We start from the raw sequence: 19457 nt of genomic DNA, 5'->3' as shown, positions 1-19457 counted from the left end.
ACAGTGATTAAGATTCAATGTCCACTTTTTATATTCTCTGCCATGAATAAATGTGGAATCAATTCACTTAAATTATCTATCTGTTTTTATGAATAAACTAATAAGAAAATGAAAATACTAGGCATTAATATATTTTTGTCTATCCGGAAGCCAACAGTCAATCAGCTCTTTCACACTTTCGGGGTGTTGTTGTTGTAAAAAATAAGAGGCTTTTTGAACTTGACTTATCAAATGTTGATCACGGATTAAATCCACAACTTTGAAGTTAGCTATCCCCATTTGACGCGTGCCCAAAATCTCCCCACTACCACGTATTTCTAAATCTTTTTGCGCAATCACGAAACCATCATTACTGTCACGCATGACTTTCATTCTTGCTTGTGCAACTTTGCTTAATGGGGCTTGATACATTAATACACAATAAGATACCGCCGTTCCTCGACCTACACGACCACGTAATTGATGCAATTGCGCCAGACCTAATCTTTCCGCATTTTCAATAATCATCAAGCTTGCATTTGGCACATCGACACCCACTTCAATAACCGTTGTGGCGACGAGCAATTGGATGACACCTTGTTTAAAATTCTGCATTACCGATTGTTTTTCGTCCGACTTCATTTTGCCATGAACCAGCCCAATCGTTAAATGTGGCATTTTTTCTTTGAGCTCTTCAACCAGTATTTCAGCGGCTTGGGCATCTAATGTTTCCGACTCTTCGACTAATGTACAAACCCAATAGACTTGACGATTTTCCAGGCAAGCTTGATTAACGCGTTCAATAATTTCATCACGCCGAGAATTTGGAATCACAACAGTTGTGACAGGTGTGCGCCCCGGGGGTAACTCATCAATGATAGAGACATCTAAGTCAGCATATACCGTCATGGCTAATGTTCTGGGAATCGGAGTAGCTGTCATAATTAGCTGATGAGGATAGTCATTATCTTTGATTCCCTTTTCCCACAAACTCAGTCTTTGATTCACACCAAAACGATGCTGTTCATCGATAATCACCAGACCTAACGAAGCAAATTCAACTTTATCAACAAATACGGCATGTGTGCCAATTAACAATCTAATATTTCCACTTTTTACTTGTTCGTAACGCAATCTTTTATTTTTAGCAGTCAAACGCCCTGATAACCAATCAACGGTAATACCCAAAGGATCAAACCATTGTTTAAAGTTATTATAATGTTGCTCAGCTAATATCTCGGTCGGTGCCATTAAGACAACCTGCGCACCATTTTCAATCGCATTTAATGCCGCTAAAGCCGCGACTAATGTTTTGCCAGATCCCACATCCCCTTGAATTAATCGCATCATTGGGACAGGTTTTGCCATATCGTGATAGATATCGTGTACAACACGTTGTTGTGCGTTAGTGGGTTTAAAGGGTAACGAGGCTAAAAAAGGCTCAATAAATTGTTGCGTTGGGCGATAAATACGGGCTTGCTGTTTTTGGTTATCGACTTTTAGCATTAACATACTCAGATGATAAGCAAGTAACTCTTCAAAAATAAAACGTTTGATAGCAGGATGTTCCCCTGCAGATAATTGAGTGATATTGGTACCAATTGGAGGATTGTGAATGATATTTAACGATTCCAATACCGGTAAAAAATGAGTTGCTAATGACTCAGGCAGAATTTCTTTGGGTGGATTACGTTTTAACAGTAATAACGCAGAAGCAATTAATTTACGAATGACATTTTGAGTTAATCCATAGGTGGTTGGATAGACTGGGGTATATTTTTCTTGATCATCTAATAATTTTTTAGATTTGTCTGCTGGATTAGCAATAATTTTATATTGTGGATGAATAATTTCAGCGCCTAATTTTCCTTTTTTTATCTCACCATAAGCACTAACCCAATTGCCAAGTGCTAAACTTGCTTTTATGCCTGCATTGAAATGCATGAATCTTAATATTGCTATGCTCGAATCATCTTGAATATGACAAATTAACATTTGTCGACGTCTAAGCACCACTTCACACTTGATGATTCGACCTTCTATGGTAGTGTGCTCACCAATAGCAACCTCACTTATAGGACAAGATGAGGTGCGATCTTCGTAACGTAACGGAAAGTGTAATAAAAGATCTTGAACAGTATAGATACCTAATGCATTGAATTTTTTTTCAAGGTTAGAGCCAATTCCGCTCAATTTTATTATCGGAACCTGACTTAAAAATCGATTTGCCATCATCGCTTATTAATATTACGTGAGACACTTACAACATCTTGCTGCAATGAAATTTTCCGCATTAACTCATTGAGCTGCTGACGATTTTTAACTTCAACTTGCAAAATGACTGTATAAATTTGTCGATCTTTCTGTTCGGTATTAAGCCATTGCAAATGCGCTTTTTCATCATTAATAATTGAAAGAATATGCCCAAGTGCTCCTTGGTTGTTGGAAATGTCTACCCATATTTCAGCAACAAATTGTTGAGTGATATCAGTCGCCCATTTTAAAGAGATGTATTTTTCAGGATTGTTTTGGTATCCCGTGACATTTCGACATGATTCATGATGAACAATTAATCCTTTTTCAGGACTCACTTGACCGACAATCGGATCATCGGGAATTGGGTGACAACATTTCGAAAATGTGACTAAAACCCCTTCACTACCAGTAATAACTAAGGTTTTATTTGTATCGTTGTTATTTTGAAACAATTCTTTGTGTTCTAACCCTTTGACAATAAAATGGCTCATTATATTACCAAGACCAATCTCGGCTAAGACATCATCAAAAGATTGTAACTGCGTTATCTCAACAATTTTCGCAATTTGTTTAGCTTTAAGTGAATTGATGCCACCTGTTTTTAATAAGGACAGATTCAATAATCTTCTACCTAATTCAATTGCATCATCACGTTTTAACATTTTTAACGCTTGTCTGATACGTGATCTGGCTTTAGCACTCACAACAAAATTAAGCCAGTTTGCATTCGGACGACCTTCAGGCGAAGTGATAATTTCAACGGTTTGACCATTACTTAATGGCTGTGAAAGTGGATAAGGTTTTCGGTCAACAATTGCGCCGATACATTGATAGCCAATATCAGAATGGACAGCGTAAGCAAGATCTACGGCGGTTGAACCTTCCGGTAACTGTACTATTCTTCCTTTAGGGGTAAAAACATAAATTTCTTTCGGAAACAGGTCAGATTTCACATTTTCAATAAATTCAAAAGAGTTACCCACACTTTGTTGCAACTCTAATAGACTTTGCATCCAACGCTGTGCTTTGATTTGCGCCGTTGTATTATTCAGCTCATCATTGGCATTATAAACCCAATGTGCGGCAACACCCATTTCAGCCATTTGATCCATATCTTCAGTACGTATTTGCACTTCAACTGGCGTACCATGTGGTCCAATTAATGAAGAATGCAATGACTGATAACCGTTAGCTTTAGGAATTGCAATATAGTCTTTGAAGCGATTAAGGCGAGGTTTATACAGATTGTGAACAAGACCAAGTGCACGATAACAGGCATCAACATCTTTCACAACGATCCGAAAAATATAAATATCCATGATAGAATGAAAATGCTGTTCACGCATTTGCATTTTTTGATAAATCACGTAGATATTTTTTTCTAATCCTTCAACTTCCGCCTCGATATTTGCTTCAGCTAAACGACCACGTATTTCCGATAAAATCTGTTGAATTAATTCTTTACGTGTACCTCGAGCTGCTTTTATCACATTTTCAATTACTTTGGCTCGATTAGGATGCATCGCCGTGAATCCTAAAATTTCGAGTTCAGTTTTAATATGGTGAATACCTAAACGGTGAGCTAATGGAGCATAAATTTCAAGCGTTTCTTTTGCAATACGACGGCGTTTGTCTGGTCTTAATGCCGCAAGTGTTCGCATATTATGCGTACGATCAGCCAGTTTAATTAAAATCACTCGCACATCTTCGGTCATGGCGAGCACCATTTTCCGAAAATTTTCAGCTTGAGCCTCTTGTCGATTACGAAATTTTAATTTATCAAGTTTGGATACACCTTCAACTAACACTGCAACATGTTTACCAAAATGATTTGTGATATCTTGGAAAGTAACTGGTGTATCTTCAATCGTATCATGTAATAGTGCAGCAATGATGGTTTCATAATCAAGCCGCATATCGGCTAAAATTGATGCCACAGCAACAGGATGCGTGACATAAGGTTCACCACTAGATCGAAATTGCCCTTCATGTGCTTTCTGAGCAAAAAGATAAGCATCTTTAATAAGTTCAACTTGTTTGGGTGGAAGATAAGATGCTACAACCTCTTTTAAGCTATCAAAATATTGCATAGGCAATTCCTATAGCGCTTATTCGTATGATGGCGTATTTTCGAGAAGGATCGATTCATGCAGTGTAGAACGCACTTCTGCTTCTTCTTCCTGACGAGCTTGAAAATCAGCTGTATCAAGAATTTGTTTATTAACAAGACCATCTTCAATTTCACGTAAAGCAACAACGGTTTCTTTATCGTTTTCTTCTGGAATTAATGGTGATTTGTTTTCAACTTGCAATTGACGTGCGCGTCTTGCTGCAACTAAAACTAGATCAAAGCGATTACCAATTTTTTCTACAGCATCTTGAACAGTTACTCGAGCCATTTTTACCTCTAATGTATTTACTAGTTTATGTAATTTGGAAGATCCGTTATTTTACTTAATTTTGTGGGGAATTGTCTATATTAATATCATACTATTGTTAAGATAGTTAAAATTAACCATTCCCAGTCTAAAAAACATCACATTATCGTTTAACTTAATCCAAAATATCGAGCCAAGCATTAGAAGCAATTATTGGTTTATTTAACAAATAACGACGTAAAGCATCTAACGCTATTGCTGAAAAAGTTTGTAACTCTTCATGCCGTGAAAGTTTTCGACCAATATATTTTAAATTAACTTGGATAGTTTGCTTTGCTGTGGTAATGATTAACGTAAATTGACTGTTCTTTTCTTTGAAATTAACCATACCTAATACAATATCAGCTCTATATTGGGTCATAATATGCCAAAGATAATCTTTGGGATCTTCAAATAATAATGGAATCACTTCTGATTTTGCGATGGGTGCATCGGTTTCAAATAATTGATAACTAATTATCCCTGCTGATTGTTGTTCGACCACTGCGATAGTTAAATCTTTTTCATGTAACAGCCCTGAAACAACTTTGGCTAAACCGAGTTCACTGTCTTTGCTAATCATGCCTTCGTAAAGCAAATTGTCATCAACAATAGATTTAGTTTTTCGCCATAAACTATCCAACGTGTCTTTTTTGTGTTGAGGACCACTCAATTTTAATTCAATAATAGGCATCGCAGCACGATAACCAATCACGATATCTTTTGGAATATCTAATTTAGATGTTAGCTCGGTGGCTAAATCACTTTCAGTGCGCCCGATAATAGTTAATCGATAGCAGAGCGTTTTTTCTAATTTTGGAAAGGATAATTTAATTTCTGGTAATACAAGAGTTTTGATCATCTCTTTAAATTCAGCAGGCACACCAGGCGTAAAAAACACAATACAACCGTTGATGTGCATTTTAAATCCGCAGGCTGTTCCTATTGGATTATCAATTAATACAGCACTTTGCGGCAATAAAGCTTGTTTAAGGTTGCTTGACGGCATCACGTTACCGCAACTGGCAAAATAACGTTCAATTTGTGTTAACCACTGCTGATTGAGTACCAGTGCTTCATGATTGGCTAAAGCTGCCGCTTGTGTTGTTAAATCGTCACTGGTTGGCCCAAGCCCCCCATTAACAATAATGATATCATTGATCAGACTACGTTCTTGTAATGTTTGGGTAAGCTGGTTAAGATTATCACCAACTGTGTGGCGAGTCGTGATTAAAATACCTTCTTGAAAAAATAGTTCAGAAAGCCAAGCTGCATTCGTATCGGTTATTTGACCATATAAAATTTCATCGCCGGTACTTATCATTTCGATCTTAACGTGATTATTGTTCCTACTCATCATGGTTCTGCACCTTTTGACATCATTAATTGAACAAAAAAGGGGGCGTTAATTAATCCGTATCCTCGTCTTCATTTTTATTGTCCATATGTTCCCTACTTTGAACTAACTTAACAGCAAAATAGAGATCGTAAGTAAATTCAATGTAATCATGATCAGGGGTAATATTCATTTGTTTAAACCAATTTTTAAGGGTTTTGCGTCTACCTGATAAGATTAAAACCACATTACGTACTTTTAATGCATTAACTAATTCGTTAATACCCGATAATACACTGACATCTTTATAAGTAAAGCAAGGAATCGCATCGACGATAACATAATTAACAGGTTGCTCTGATTCGTCAATATAACTAATGATTCTTCGTTTAAAATAAGCAATATTAAAATACGTTAAAGGTGAATTGAATCGATAAATTATCGTATTACTAACAGGTTTAACATCTTTGCCTAATGAATGAATTCGTCCGTCATCATCAACCCCTAATAACTGATCTTTAGGTCGAAAAACGCGACGTAGAAACAAAAAGATGCCTAATAATACCGCTAAAGCCATACCCGGTATAATACCGATAAGTAATACCGCAATAAATGTTGCTAAGCTTAAATAAAATGCATCACGGTCATATTTAAAAAAACGCAAAATTGTTTGTACATTAATTAGCGAGATCGAGGAATATATCAAAATCACGCCAAGGACACTTGTTGGAATATATTGTAACGGTGACAACAAAAAGAGTACCACAAATCCTATTAATGCCGCAGCGATTATCGATACAAGCTGAGTTTTTCCACCATTCGCATCGTTCACTGCCGTTCGTGACGAAGTCCCACTTACAACAAATCCTTGTGATAGGCCTGCTGCAATATTTGCCATGCCTAATGCCTTAAATTCAACATCGGCATTCGTTTCATAATTATTTTTTGTCGCAAAACTTCGTACGGTAATCATCATACTCACAAAACAGATAACAGCAATGTTCAATGAGGGAACAACTAAATCACGCATTAATCCTTTGTCAAAATCAATCCAAGCTTCCAATGGTATAAAATCACCAGTTACATTACCAATAATGTGGATATCAAAATGTTCAAAATTAAACAGCCATGAAAATAAAGTCATTATCACAACGGCAAAAAGTGGTGCTGGATAACGTGGTTTATATTTCTTAAAAGCAATGAGAATCAATAATGTTATGAAAGATATGAATGTCGTACCTAAATGTGATTGATAAAGCTTAACCGGTAGATAAACCACACGTTCAATAAGGTAAGAATAGTCATAATGAAAACCAAATGTTTTCGCTAATTGATCGACAATGATTGTAATAGAAATACCATTTAACAAACCAATCAAAATAGGTTGACTGAGTAAATCTGCTAAGGCGCCAAGATGAAATTTGCCGGCAATGATACACCAAATACCAATCATAATTGTCAGCAGCACCACCAGTTGCCAACGTAACATGGGATCATCTGCAGCTAAAGGAAAAACAACCGCAGCAACCACCGCACACGTTGCAGTATCGGGCCCTACAATCAACTGTTTAGACGATCCAAAAAGGGCATAGACAATAAGCGGTAAAATGGTTGAGTATAGCCCCGCAATGGCACCAACACCTGTTAGCTCAGCATAAGCAATCGATACCGGTAAGGATACCGCGGCTACGGATAATCCGGCTTTTATATCTGCGTTTAAATATTCACGTTTATAATGTAAGAAACTGATTAGTCCTGGCATCCATAATGTGATTTTTTGGAAAAACGTACTACTGACTAACTTTCCCATTTTTCATCCTATTTCCCTGCTATACTCATTTTATCTATTAATATTGAACCACATTGAATATTACTGCGTGTTTCAAGATCATTCCCTATTGCCACAATATTTTTATACATATCTTTTAGGTTATTAGCAACGGTTATTTCATTTATTGGATATTGAATTTCACCATTTTCAACCCAAAAACCTGTCGCACCACGTGAATAGTCGCCCGTTACATTATTCACACCTTGCCCCATAAGCGAAGTAATCACAACCCCTTTATCCAATTTTTTCAACATGGTTTTAAAATCAGCATCATGCTCACTTGGCGATACAAGCCAGTTATGAATTCCTCCCGCATGACCTGTTGATGTTAAACCAAGCTTTCTGGCTGAATAATGACTAAGCAAGTAGGTTTGCAATACACCGTTTTCAATGATATTTCGTTTAATTGTTTTGGTTCCTTCACTATCAAAAGGCGATGAACCAACACCTTTTAAAATATGTGGATCTTCAAAAATAGTTAGCCATGAAGGAAAAATCTGTTCACCCACGCTATCAAGTAAAAATGATGATTTGCGATAGATTGCACCGCCACTAATTGCACCCACTAAGTGCCTTATTAATCCAACTGCAACTTCTGCACTAAAAAGTACGGGTACTTGCATGGTAGAAATTTGTTTAGCTCCTAAATGCGCAATTGTTCTTTCTGCTGCTTGCTGCCCAACCCAACTAGGGGATTTGAGAGCCTTAATATCACGCGATGAAGTGTAAGCATAGTTTCGTTCCATTTTTCCCGCCTGTTCAGCAATCGCTGTACAAGACAACGAATGAGAACTTGCACTGTAGCCTTGTAACATACCAAGACTATTACCATATACATACACACCATATTTACTACTAAAATAACCGCCGTCACTACTCATAATGTCAGCATTGGCAAGGGCTGCTAGCTCAGCTTGTTTTGCCTGCTCAATAGCCTTATCCACGTCTAAATCACTGGGATAAAAAAGGTCTAAATCAGGAGGATTCAATGCCATCTGATCTAAGTTTCCTAAACCAGAACAAGGATCAGCAGAAGTATATTGCATAATATTAATTGCCATATCGATAGCTTGATTTATTGCATGTGGCGATAAATCATTAGTTGATGCATTTCCTTTGCGTTGTTCTTTATAAACGGTTATAGATAATGCACCATCACTATTAAATTCAACATTTTCACTTTCCCCTTGTCGAGTACTTACACCAATACCAGTTGCTTGGTTAATTGAAACTTCAACTGAATCAACACGAGGTTTAGCCAGTTCAATAGCTTGAGCAACAATATTTGATAACTTATCTTGTTGTCTTTGGGCATCTTTTTTAATCTGTTCAATACTCATTTTATTATTTTCTACAATTCTGCTAGTGATACGTTATAATAAGCCAGAATTCAATTTTAGTTAACTATTAACAAAAGAAATCCTATGAATAACCCTAAAGATTTAATCATTGACCAAGAATTTGATACTGATATGGATGAAGAAATTATTTATGTCAGTAAAAGTGAAATCAAACGAGATGCCGAAATTTTAAAAAAGATGGGCGTCGAATTGGTCAATTTAAGCAAAAATGAACTGACTAAAATCCCCCTTGATGAAGATTTACTTTATGCTATCGAACTTGCTCAAAAAATCAAAAAAGAGGGATATCGAAGACAAATACAATATATTGGCAAATTGCTTCGTAGCCGCAATATCGATCCTATCACGCAAGCTTTAGACAAGCTTAAAAACCGTCATAACCAACAAGTTGCCTTATTTCATAAACTAGAAAAGTTACGTGACGAATTGATTGAAACAGGTGATGCAGAAAACATTATCGAACTCTTTCCAATAGCAGACAGACAACAACTGCGTACGCTTGCCCGTCAGGCTAAAAAAGAACGAGAATCCAATAAACCACCAAAAACAGCCAAACAGATTTTTCAATACTTAAAAGAATTGAGCAACGCCGAATAATCTTTATAATGTTCGCTCATTTCATATCAGAAACAATATTGTAAATTATTAACCAAGATAGAGGATACAAAAATGGGACTTTTAAATGTACCAGCAGGTAAAGAATTACCGGATGATATTTATGTAGTAATTGAAATTCCAGCAAATTCGGATCCAATTAAATATGAAGTAGACAAAGATACAGGTGCAGTTTTTGTTGACCGTTTTATGGCAACAGCAATGTTTTATCCATGTAACTATGGTTATATTAATAACACATTATCGCTTGATGGCGATCCTGTTGACGTTTTAGTTCCAACACCGTATCCATTACAACCTGGTTCAGTGATTCGTTGCCGTCCTGTTGGTGTATTAAAAATGACTGATGAAGCCGGTCAAGATGCTAAATTGGTTGCCGTACCACATACTAAATTATCTAAAGAGTATGATCACATCAAAGATGTGGATGATTTACCTGAATTACTAAAATCTCAAATTAAACACTTTTTCGAACAATACAAAGCATTAGAAAAAGGAAAATGGGTAAAAGTTGACGGTTGGGAAAATGCCGATGCTGCTCGCAAAGAAATTATTGAATCTTTTGAGAGAGCTAAAAAATAATTAATATTTGCTATCAATTTTCATAATAATGGTTAATTAAAAGCTATAAGTCTTTACTTATAGCTTTTATTTTTAAATAAAGAATAGCAGAAAGTAATTAAATCAATAACAATGCCTTTTTAACAGATGAGATGAAAAATAAGTGAATATCCAATTTAGTGCTATTTAGCTTAGATAATTTGCGCTGGCAATCTTATCTCATAAGGCAAGTTGCAAGCCTTATATGACATAAATGACATAATTAATCACATTGTGATTCACATCTTTAACAGTAAGTTGTAAACCTATAGTTAAAACGTATGTAAACGTTTGATATAAAGAAACGATAAAACAATGTATTCAAAAGAAACCTAAAAGTAATCGTTAATACTAATTTTTAAATTTACATCTTACATGCCTTAATCTGCTTAAATAATCTTTACTTTCGAAATAAATTTAAATCAAAAACCCTTCAATAATTTGCTATTTATCAAATTTAACCATTATATCTAAAAATTTTATAAAAAACTTCATCCTAAGATGAAAAAATTGTCATTAATATCTTGCTTTCGATTATAAATTATGCGGTAATAGTAACAGACTTATGAAGCAATATTTTTTTATGAAAACGTTTAACAATTAGGGGGTGTTTTTAACGCATCATCTAGTTTGTAAGTTGATTAATTTATATTGCATAAAAGTCTATACGTGCCTTAAAGGCAAAATATTAATTATTGTTAGGATATCTAGTAAATGAATAAGAAAACAGGCCAAGTAAAATGGTTTAACGAGAGTAAAGGTTTTGGATTTATCACACCAACCGATGGGAGCAAAGACGTATTTGTTCACTTTTCAGCAATCTCGGGGGAAGGTTTTAAAACTCTAGCTGAAGGTCAACAAGTCGAATTTGCTATTCAAGATAGCCCTCGCGGACCAGCGGCATCAGAAGTTGTCGTAATCTAATTAATATCGTAGTATATATATTAGTGAAAACGCTCATTTTTTAAAAATGAGCGTTTTTATTTTGTAAAGCTATAAGATTTTAGCGAAAAAAAAGTGACCATTTGGTCACTTTTTAGAAAACTAAAAATTAGTCATTATTTTTTAGATACAACCGCAATTAAATCTAAAACTTTATTTGAATAGCCAACTTCGTTATCGTACCAAGAAACTAATTTAACGAAAGTATCGCTGATTTGGATACCCGCTTTTGCATCAAATACAGAAGTACAAACTTCACCTAAGAAATCAGTTGAAACAACATCATCTTCAGTGTAACCAAGAACGCCTTTCATTGGGCCTTCTGAAGCCGCTTTGATCACTTTACAGATATCTTCATATTTAGCAGGTTTTGCTAAACGAGCAGTTAAGTCAACAACAGAAACATCCGGAGTTGGAACACGGAAAGCCATACCAGTTAATTTACCGTTTAATTCAGGAATAACTTTACCTACTGCTTTAGCTGCACCAGTTGATGAAGGGATGATGTTTTGTGCTGCACCACGACCACCACGCCAATCTTTGTGAGATGGACCATCTACGGTTTTTTGAGTAGCTGTAGTTGCATGAACAGTTGTCATTAAGCCTTCAACGATACCAAAGTTATCATTGATTACTTTAGCTAAAGGCGCTAAACAGTTAGTGGTACATGACGCATTAGATACGATATCTTGACCAGCATAATCTTTATCATTAACACCCATAACAAACATAGGCGTGCTATCTTTAGAAGGACCAGTTAAAACAACTTTTTTAGCACCCGCTTGGATGTGTTTACGAGCAGTTGCATCATCTAAGAATAAACCGGTTGCTTCAGCAACAACATCAACACCCACTTCGTTCCATTTTAAGTTTGCAGGATCTCTTTCAGCTGTAACGCGGATTGTTTTACCGTTAACGATTAATTTGCCATCTTTAACTTCAACAGTACCATCAAAACGACCGTGAGTTGAATCATATTTAAGCATGTACGCCATATACTCAACGTCTAATAAATCATTGATAGCAACGATTTCAATATCAGAGCGTTTTTGTGCAGCACGGAAAACAATACGACCAATACGGCCAAATCCATTAATACCTACTTTGATTGTCATAAAAATTACCTTCTTTATTTGTGTTAAATGATAAAATAACTAACAGTAAACTACCAAATTTTTAAGGTTTATTCAAGCTGATTCAGAATAATTGGCAAGAATAAATTAAAATGAAAATTATCTTAATAATCATAGGATATAGGTTAGTTATATTTTATATAAGACTGTGATTGGATTGAACAATGACAATGATAATTTTTAACTAAATTGTCAGAGTTAAATTGATCATAATTAAGGTGCTAAATTTTAGATAATCGCACGATTACATTTAATAGATTAAAAGGTATCAATTAATCCATAGCAGACGTTAAGTTACACTAAAAGACGATTAAAATAAAAAATCCCACATTATCAATTTTGTGGGATTATATTTTGGCGTGATAATTAACAATTATTATAAAGAACTCATCTTATCAATAAATTGTTTTAAATGGTTTCTGATATCCTCACCTTGCGTATAATGTGCTTCAGATTTTAACGTTGATTTGGACTTCCACTCGCCTGCTTGTGAGTTATGAAATTTACTTGGAACATCGCCCGAATAGATATAATCCGTTTTAGAAGAGATGGCTTCGCTTATCAAACGTTTAGAATTACTGATTTCTCCGGTTATTTCGATATCAGTAGTAAAAATGTATTTTTTTGAATTAGTGATAGTCTTTAAGTTGAATTTTTGCTCTTTATAAATTGGAACTTTAATTTTATTACCCTTATCATCGGTTTTTTCGCTCATTCTTTCTACATATTTTTCTGTTTTTACTTCATTTTTTTCATACGGTTTCATATGAATATAGTCAGATTTGGCACTAATATCTATAATGATATTAGCTTGTGAACTATGATCAACAAAGTATATATAATCAGCGTTAAAAACTTGTTTTACCCAGCTAAGATAGTCGGAATCTTTAACATACACATTAACGCGTCCCTTTAATTTACAACGACTCGCTCTAGCGCTGGCATCACGGTATGAACCGAACTGTTCATAGGCTGAATTGGCTGCCTCATAAAATTTAGCCGCTTCACGATAAATTTCGCGTTTATAAGCTATTTTTTCAAGTGACGAGGCTTTTTCATAATACTCTTTTGCTAGCGCAGTAACATGTTTTCTTTTATTATCCTCATAGAGTTTAAAACTATCTTTATATTCGCCTATTGGCTTATAAACTTCCCAAGCTTTAAGATATTCTAGGGATGCTTCATGATAACTACCCTGTTGCGAAAACGTTTTACCTAAATCATAGTGTTGTTTTGCTTCAATATCCAGATGTTGCTTTTTAGCATTTTTATATAACGTAAAAATATCTTTATATTTATACCGTTCTGAACCTTTTAAATATAAGTCAGCTTTTATTTTGTAACTTTCACTATCCGTACCTTTTATCGAATTACCATAATCGTAATACTCTTTTGCAATAAGTTGATCTAATTTACTCACTGGATATTTATTGTTAAAAAATGCGACAGTTTGACTATAAAAACGATTAACTAACACCAAATTGATTTTTCGAAGCGATTCATAACTATCAATACGTGCTTGATAATCTGTACTAGCACTACTATTAATGATTGTCTCGTAATGTTTCATCACATTACTAACCAATCCCCGTAATTTTTCGGCACTTTCTTCATTAAATTTTGCTTCGCCTTTTTCACCAATAGTAGCCGTTAATAAACTAATACTTTCTACATATTTCCCTTCGTTATAAGCTTGATCAGCCGTACGAACATGGCAAGCCGTTAAACAAAACACCAACAAAATCGCTAAAACTATCCGCATATTATTTCCTTTCTCTATTTATTAATTAATTATCAGACAGTTAGAATAAAAACAGTTTGATTTAGTGATCTTATGAAAAAAATTAATCTTATTTTTTTCATTTAATGCTAAATTTTTAAACAATAAAGATGATTAATTTAAGAAATAATAAGACTTTTAAAGCAAATTCTTTATCATTATTAATATTTTTGAAAAGTCATATTATAAATTGAAGAAGTCAATTTTATTGTCAATATTTGCTTCTTTTGCAATCGTTAACTAACGTGATTGAGACAAATTATCCAATTTTTTTGGTTCATGTGTTACCCTTTTAATGACAATGACTAAATATTGCCGTGAGATATAAAACCATCATTTAATCAGTTAATTAAATAAAGAATTCGCTATTTTAGAATATAATTAAACTAGTCTTTTTAAACCTAATTTATAAATAATCTAATATTACTCACATCAAATCCCCTCATTTTCAATACAGCCTATAAAGTGATACAATCATTTAATATTAAACAATGCCTAATACAATAATAAGTTTCACCGATTTATAAGGTTTTAAGACAGTTACCTTGTTACTTAAAAGCAAAATCAAAGATTTTGCGATAAGTGAGTAAGAGTAGATATATAGTAATCGCCTGAGTTTTAGATAAAAAAGAATTGATAATATGACCGAATACGACAACTTCACCGACCACACACCAATGATGCGACAATACCTGAAATTGAAAGCAGAAAATCCGGATATTTTACTGTTTTATCGTATGGGTGATTTTTATGAGATGTTTTATGATGATGCCAAACGGGCTTCGCAACTTCTTGATATCTCGTTAACAAAAAGAGGCTCTTCAAATGGTGAACCTATTCCAATGGCAGGCGTGCCTTATCATGCGGTTGAAAGTTATTTAGCAAAACTCATTGCGTTGGGTGAGTCGGTCGCAATTTGTGAGCAGATTGGCGATCCTGCTACCAGTAAAGGGCCTGTTGAGCGTAAGGTTGTTCGTATAGTCACCCCTGGCACAGTAAGTGATGAATTACTTTTAGAAGATCGAAAAGATAATTTGCTGGCTTCCATTTGGCAGCACAAAAATCATTTTGGTTATGCAACCCTTGATATCAGTTCTGGTCGTTTTTTTGTATTCGAATGTGATAACGTTGAAGCAATGCAAGCTGAACTACAGCGGACAAATCCGGTTGAACTTCTTTATCCTGAAGATTTCGAATCCATGTCATTAATTGACAATCGTAATGGCTTAAGACGGCGCCCATTGTGGGACTTCGATCTTGAAACAGCGAAACAACAGCTTAAGTTACAATTTGGAACGAATGATTTAGTCGGATTTGGGGTTGAGGATTGTTGTTATGCATTATCTGCCGCAGGTTGTTTATTACAATATGTTAAAGATACTCAGCGCACAGCCCTGCCCCATATTCGCTCTATCATTAAAGAGTCAGCCTATGATTTTGTTGTTTTAGATGCAGCTACTCGCCGAAACTTAGAAATCACCGAAAATTTATGTGGTGGCACTGAAAATACGGTTGCCGATATATTAGACAAAACGCAAACCGCTATGGGAAGCCGAATGTTAAAACGTTGGTTGCATTCGCCTATCCGTAATGTGGTTATTTTGCAAAATAGACAAGAAGCCATAAGCGAATTACAACAAGATCTTGGTGATATTCAACCGATCTTAAAGCAAATTGGTGATCTGGAACGAATTTTAGCCAGATTAGCGTTAAGAACAGCACGCCCACGTGATTTTGCTCGTTTACGTGATGCTTATAATATATTGCCAGAATTACAACAATTGTTAAATCATCACTCATCACCTTATTTAATTGCTTTACGAGCTAAAATCAATCAATTTGATCAGATAGCCGATCTTTTAAATCAAGCGATTGTTGAAGCCCCACCCGTTATTATTCGTGATGGAGGGGTGATTGCAACTGGCTATAATGCCGAATTAGATGAACTTCGTAATCTTGCTGACGGTGCAACGAATTATCTGGAACAACTCGAGATTCGCGAGCGTGAAACGCTAGGTATCGATACCTTAAAAGTCGGATTTAATGCGGTACATGGTTACTATATTCAAATCAGTCGAGGGCAAAGCCATTTAGCGCCGATTCACTATACCAGACGGCAAACGTTGAAAAATGTTGAACGTTATATTATTCCAGAATTAAAAGAATATGAAGATAAAGTGTTAACCTCTAAAGGTCGTGCATTAGCTTTAGAAAAACAACTTTACGATCAACTTTTTGAGTTACTATTGCCTGATTTAGCGAATATGCAAATGAGTGCTGATGCAATAGCTGAACTTGATGTACTAACTAACCTTGCTGAACGTGCTTTAACACTTAATTATCAGTGCCCGACATTATCTAATAGTGCAGGAATTGAAATTAAAGATGGTCGACATGTGGTTATAGAACAAGTATTAAAAACACCATTTATTGCGAACTCGCTTTTGCTATCACCAAACCGAAGAATGCTTATTATTACGGGCCCAAATATGGGCGGGAAAAGCACCTATATGCGTCAAGCTGCATTGATTATTTTACTGACTTATATTGGTAGCTTTGTTCCTGCATCTAAAGCCGTGATTGGGCCTGTTGATCGCATCTTTACGCGGATAGGTGCATCAGATGATTTAGCATCCGGGCGTTCTACTTTTATGGTTGAAATGACCGAAACAGCCAATATTATGCATAACGCAACTGAACAAAGTTTGGTACTTATGGATGAAATTGGTCGTGGCACCTCAACCTATGATGGGCTTTCATTGGCTTGGGCATGTGCAGAAAATTTAGCTAATCACATTAAGGCAATGACCCTATTTGCTACTCATTACTTTGAATTAACTCAACTACCTGAACATATGCAAGGTGTCTATAACATCCATTTTGATGCTATTGAACATGATAATACCGTTGCATTTATTCATGAAGTTTCTGAAGGTGCAGCAAGCAAAAGTTTCGGTATCGCCGTTGCGGGTTTAGCGGGTGTGCCTAAAACGGTTTTAAAAAGGGCCAAACAGAAATTAAAAGAGCTTGAAATGATTTCAAAACAGACAGCGAACAGCCATGTTGATAGCTCGCAACTTTCGTTTGAAACTGAATCAGAACCGTCTGAAGTTGAAGAGGCTTTAAAACGTATAGATCCTGATGCATTAACACCGAAACAGGCATTAGAAATGTTATATCAATTAAAAAAATTACTTTGATATACAAATGATTTTCAAGACAATATATTAATCAATTTATTGAACAATATGATTATTTAGTCATATCAACATAACACCGCCAGTTTATCAATACTGGCGGTTTTCGTTTAAGGTCAAATTACTGCCAATATTTCTTTTTCGATGTCTTACCAATACCCGGATTGAGACTGTTAGTCGGATCTAATTGTTGATAGAATTTTTTCAAATCAGCGTTAGCTTGATATAAATGACCAACATTATGTTCAGCAGGATATTGTGCCCCACGCTGATCTAAAATGGCTAACATCGCTTCTTTCACTTTGTGGCAATCTGTTCCTTTTTTGGCAATATAATCTTGGTGAAAAACAGAACAAAAGAAATGCCCATAATATAATTTATGAATAAAATGCTGACTTATATTTTCCGGTAATGTTTCAAACCAATCTTTATCATTACGTCGTAAAGCAATATCCAGTGCAACCAAATCTTCAACTGTATCCGAATGGACACTACGATAAACAGTTGCAGCACCAGCTGTCGCAAAACGATGCAACATCGCCGCTTCTGCTTCTTTCTCATTACAATGAAAATAGTCGCTTTGTTTGTTTTGAAAAAATGTTTGCAAAAATGCCTGAGCTTCCGCTATACCATCATCGGCCATTTTTAAAATAAGATGATGTTCAAAACGATCACGATAATCACGAATAGATTTAGGTAAGTGGTTAGGAAGTAATTTACTCACAGACACCGCAAATCGATCTGAAAAATTATTGGGGAAGAATGGAATTTTTGTACTGACACGATCAACGAAATTTTTAAATGCATATAAGCGAGGAATCACATTTGTCCCTAATTTTTGTATGGCTAAATAGATATGTTTACCATATACAGCAGCGATATCAAATGCATCACGATGAATATATTCGCCCGATACCGGCAAATTTTTAAAGTGAGCTAAAATATGACGTCGGATTTCATCAAGATCATCAGTATTATTAGTACCGATATAAAATACTGCACTATTTTTTTCAAGTGGAAATGTATCTAATCGTACAGCAAATACCATTAACCGACCTGCACTACCCGAAGCTTCGTAATGTCTAGTTGGATCGGCATTAAAACGCGCTGGCGTATCGGCATCAATCTCACGAACATGATCGCAATAATGATGATCGTGTCCTAAACCTGCATCATGATTAATGTCTTTTTCAGTATAAGTATGATTTTGAAGATTTTGTAAGATCGTCTCTGGATCATCACCTAATTCAATCCCTAAATGGTTAACCAGATGCAATTGTCCTTGATCATCTAATTGAGCAAATACGGCCATTTGTGTATAGGCAGGCCCATGCTGGATTAAAGCACCACCAGAATTATTACACACCCCACCCATAACGGATGCGCCAATACAAGATGAACCTATTACCGAATGTGGCCCACGATTATATTTTTTTAACTCTTTTTCAAGTTTAAATAGCGTACTGCCTGGCAAACAAACCACTTGCTCACCATTTTCAATCACTTGAATACCTTCAAGTCGACGAGTACTGACAATTACCACAGGTCTATCATAATCATTACCGTCAGGTGTAGAACCACCGGTTAATCCTGTATTTGCCGATTGAGTAATCACAATGACATCGGCTTCAACACACGCTTTTAAAACTAGCCACTGTTCAACTAACGTACCGGGTAAAACTACTGCAATAGCATCACCTTCCCCAAAACGAATACCTTTACGATAAAGTAAAGTACGGGAAGGATCAGTTAATGTGTGCTTTTTGCCCACAATAGTTTCTAACTTTTCAATCAGTTCTGCCGTCGTATTCTTACTCATATTATCTTCCTTATACCTAAATGGATATCGCTTCAGTATTGATTATATTATAACCATTACTGTTTATTGCAAAGCATTTTAATTATCGTTAATTTTTTATAAGAAAAATAATAATTTTTAGTTATAACAAAGAATTATATAATTAATGAATACCCATTTTTAATATTAAACATTGATTACATATCATTTTT

General features: G+C 35.3%; 13 protein-coding genes. 4 read left to right on the top strand and 9 right to left on the bottom strand.

The window, feature by feature from the left end; translation table 11 throughout:
* Positions 1-117: 117 nt before the first annotated feature.
* The 6 genes from recG to pmbA form a co-directional block, all read right to left on the bottom strand.
* Positions 118-2211, bottom strand: a complete 2094-nt coding sequence (gene recG / locus J3U14_RS01210; protein WP_267351384.1) for an ATP-dependent DNA helicase RecG — start codon at positions 2209-2211, stop codon at positions 118-120.
* A complete protein-coding gene (spoT, locus tag J3U14_RS01205; protein WP_267351382.1) occupies positions 2211-4325 on the bottom strand; it encodes a bifunctional GTP diphosphokinase/guanosine-3',5'-bis pyrophosphate 3'-pyrophosphohydrolase in 2115 nt (704 codons plus the stop codon). Before spoT ends, recG begins: the two co-directional genes overlap by 1 nt.
* A gap of 18 nt (positions 4326-4343) precedes the next feature.
* Complete coding sequence (rpoZ, locus tag J3U14_RS01200) at positions 4344-4634, bottom strand: DNA-directed RNA polymerase subunit omega (RefSeq protein WP_220216796.1); 291 nt, start codon at positions 4632-4634, stop codon at positions 4344-4346.
* Positions 4635-4788: 154 nt separating this feature from the next.
* Positions 4789-6012 carry a CinA family nicotinamide mononucleotide deamidase-related protein gene (locus J3U14_RS01195; RefSeq protein WP_267351379.1) on the bottom strand — a complete coding sequence of 408 codons (1224 nt, stop codon included), beginning with the start codon at positions 6010-6012 and terminating at the stop codon, positions 4789-4791.
* A gap of 49 nt (positions 6013-6061) precedes the next feature.
* Positions 6062-7798 (bottom strand): SulP family inorganic anion transporter, encoded by a 1737-nt coding sequence (locus J3U14_RS01190; protein ID WP_267351377.1) that lies wholly within the window; start codon positions 7796-7798, stop codon positions 6062-6064.
* Positions 7799-7806: 8 nt separating this feature from the next.
* Positions 7807-9159 (bottom strand): metalloprotease PmbA, encoded by a 1353-nt coding sequence (gene pmbA / locus J3U14_RS01185; RefSeq protein ID WP_267351375.1) that lies wholly within the window; start codon positions 9157-9159, stop codon positions 7807-7809.
* Positions 9160-9243: 84 nt separating this feature from the next.
* Between pmbA and yjgA the strand changes: the two genes are divergently transcribed.
* The 3 genes from yjgA (at position 9244) to J3U14_RS01170 (ending at position 11319) form a co-directional block, all read left to right on the top strand.
* Positions 9244-9777: a ribosome biogenesis factor YjgA gene (yjgA, locus tag J3U14_RS01180; protein ID WP_267351374.1), complete on the top strand. Its 534-nt coding sequence runs from the start codon at positions 9244-9246 to the stop codon at positions 9775-9777.
* Between the two features lie 72 nt (positions 9778-9849).
* Positions 9850-10377 carry an inorganic diphosphatase gene (gene ppa, locus J3U14_RS01175; protein ID WP_065559243.1) on the top strand — a complete coding sequence of 176 codons (528 nt, stop codon included), beginning with the start codon at positions 9850-9852 and terminating at the stop codon, positions 10375-10377.
* A 732-nt stretch (positions 10378-11109) separates the two neighbouring features.
* Positions 11110-11319: a cold shock domain-containing protein gene (locus tag J3U14_RS01170; RefSeq protein ID WP_065559242.1), complete on the top strand. Its 210-nt coding sequence runs from the start codon at positions 11110-11112 to the stop codon at positions 11317-11319.
* Between the two features lie 134 nt (positions 11320-11453).
* Here the strand turns inward: J3U14_RS01170 and gapA are convergent, their stop codons facing one another.
* Together gapA and J3U14_RS01160 are read right to left on the bottom strand one after the other, a co-directional pair.
* Positions 11454-12452 (bottom strand): glyceraldehyde-3-phosphate dehydrogenase, encoded by a 999-nt coding sequence (gapA, locus tag J3U14_RS01165; protein WP_065559241.1) that lies wholly within the window; start codon positions 12450-12452, stop codon positions 11454-11456.
* A gap of 394 nt (positions 12453-12846) precedes the next feature.
* Positions 12847-14232 (bottom strand): hypothetical protein, encoded by a 1386-nt coding sequence (locus J3U14_RS01160; RefSeq protein WP_267351371.1) that lies wholly within the window; start codon positions 14230-14232, stop codon positions 12847-12849.
* A gap of 659 nt (positions 14233-14891) precedes the next feature.
* Between J3U14_RS01160 and mutS the strand changes: the two genes are divergently transcribed.
* Positions 14892-17450 carry a DNA mismatch repair protein MutS gene (gene mutS, locus J3U14_RS01155; protein ID WP_267351369.1) on the top strand — a complete coding sequence of 853 codons (2559 nt, stop codon included), beginning with the start codon at positions 14892-14894 and terminating at the stop codon, positions 17448-17450.
* A gap of 118 nt (positions 17451-17568) precedes the next feature.
* Here the strand turns inward: mutS and dld are convergent, their stop codons facing one another.
* On the bottom strand, positions 17569-19266 hold the full coding sequence (gene dld / locus J3U14_RS01150; RefSeq protein WP_267351367.1) for a D-lactate dehydrogenase: 1698 nt from the start codon (positions 19264-19266) through the stop codon (positions 17569-17571).
* Positions 19267-19457: the final 191 nt, after the last annotated feature.

The sequence above is a fragment of the Gilliamella sp. B3801 genome (assembly GCF_026536645.1).
GTDB lineage: Bacteria > Pseudomonadota > Gammaproteobacteria > Enterobacterales > Orbaceae > Gilliamella > Gilliamella apicola_I.
The sequence above is the reverse complement of the archived record's forward strand: the minus strand, read 5'-3'. Positions and strand labels throughout refer to the sequence as shown.

Coding starts and splice junctions, on each gene's coding strand:
- recG (WP_267351384.1), bottom strand. CDS start 2,211: ATGGCAAATCGATTTTTAAGTCAGGTTCCGATAATAAAATTGAGCGGA.
- spoT (WP_267351382.1), bottom strand. CDS start 4,325: ATGCAATATTTTGATAGCTTAAAAGAGGTTGTAGCATCTTATCTTCCA.
- rpoZ (WP_220216796.1), bottom strand. CDS start 4,634: ATGGCTCGAGTAACTGTTCAAGATGCTGTAGAAAAAATTGGTAATCGC.
- J3U14_RS01195 (WP_267351379.1), bottom strand. CDS start 6,012: ATGATGAGTAGGAACAATAATCACGTTAAGATCGAAATGATAAGTACC.
- J3U14_RS01190 (WP_267351377.1), bottom strand. CDS start 7,798: ATGGGAAAGTTAGTCAGTAGTACGTTTTTCCAAAAAATCACATTATGG.
- pmbA (WP_267351375.1), bottom strand. CDS start 9,159: ATGAGTATTGAACAGATTAAAAAAGATGCCCAAAGACAACAAGATAAG.
- yjgA (WP_267351374.1), top strand. CDS start 9,244: ATGAATAACCCTAAAGATTTAATCATTGACCAAGAATTTGATACTGAT.
- ppa (WP_065559243.1), top strand. CDS start 9,850: ATGGGACTTTTAAATGTACCAGCAGGTAAAGAATTACCGGATGATATT.
- J3U14_RS01170 (WP_065559242.1), top strand. CDS start 11,110: ATGAATAAGAAAACAGGCCAAGTAAAATGGTTTAACGAGAGTAAAGGT.
- gapA (WP_065559241.1), bottom strand. CDS start 12,452: ATGACAATCAAAGTAGGTATTAATGGATTTGGCCGTATTGGTCGTATT.
- J3U14_RS01160 (WP_267351371.1), bottom strand. CDS start 14,232: ATGCGGATAGTTTTAGCGATTTTGTTGGTGTTTTGTTTAACGGCTTGC.
- mutS (WP_267351369.1), top strand. CDS start 14,892: ATGACCGAATACGACAACTTCACCGACCACACACCAATGATGCGACAA.
- dld (WP_267351367.1), bottom strand. CDS start 19,266: ATGAGTAAGAATACGACGGCAGAACTGATTGAAAAGTTAGAAACTATT.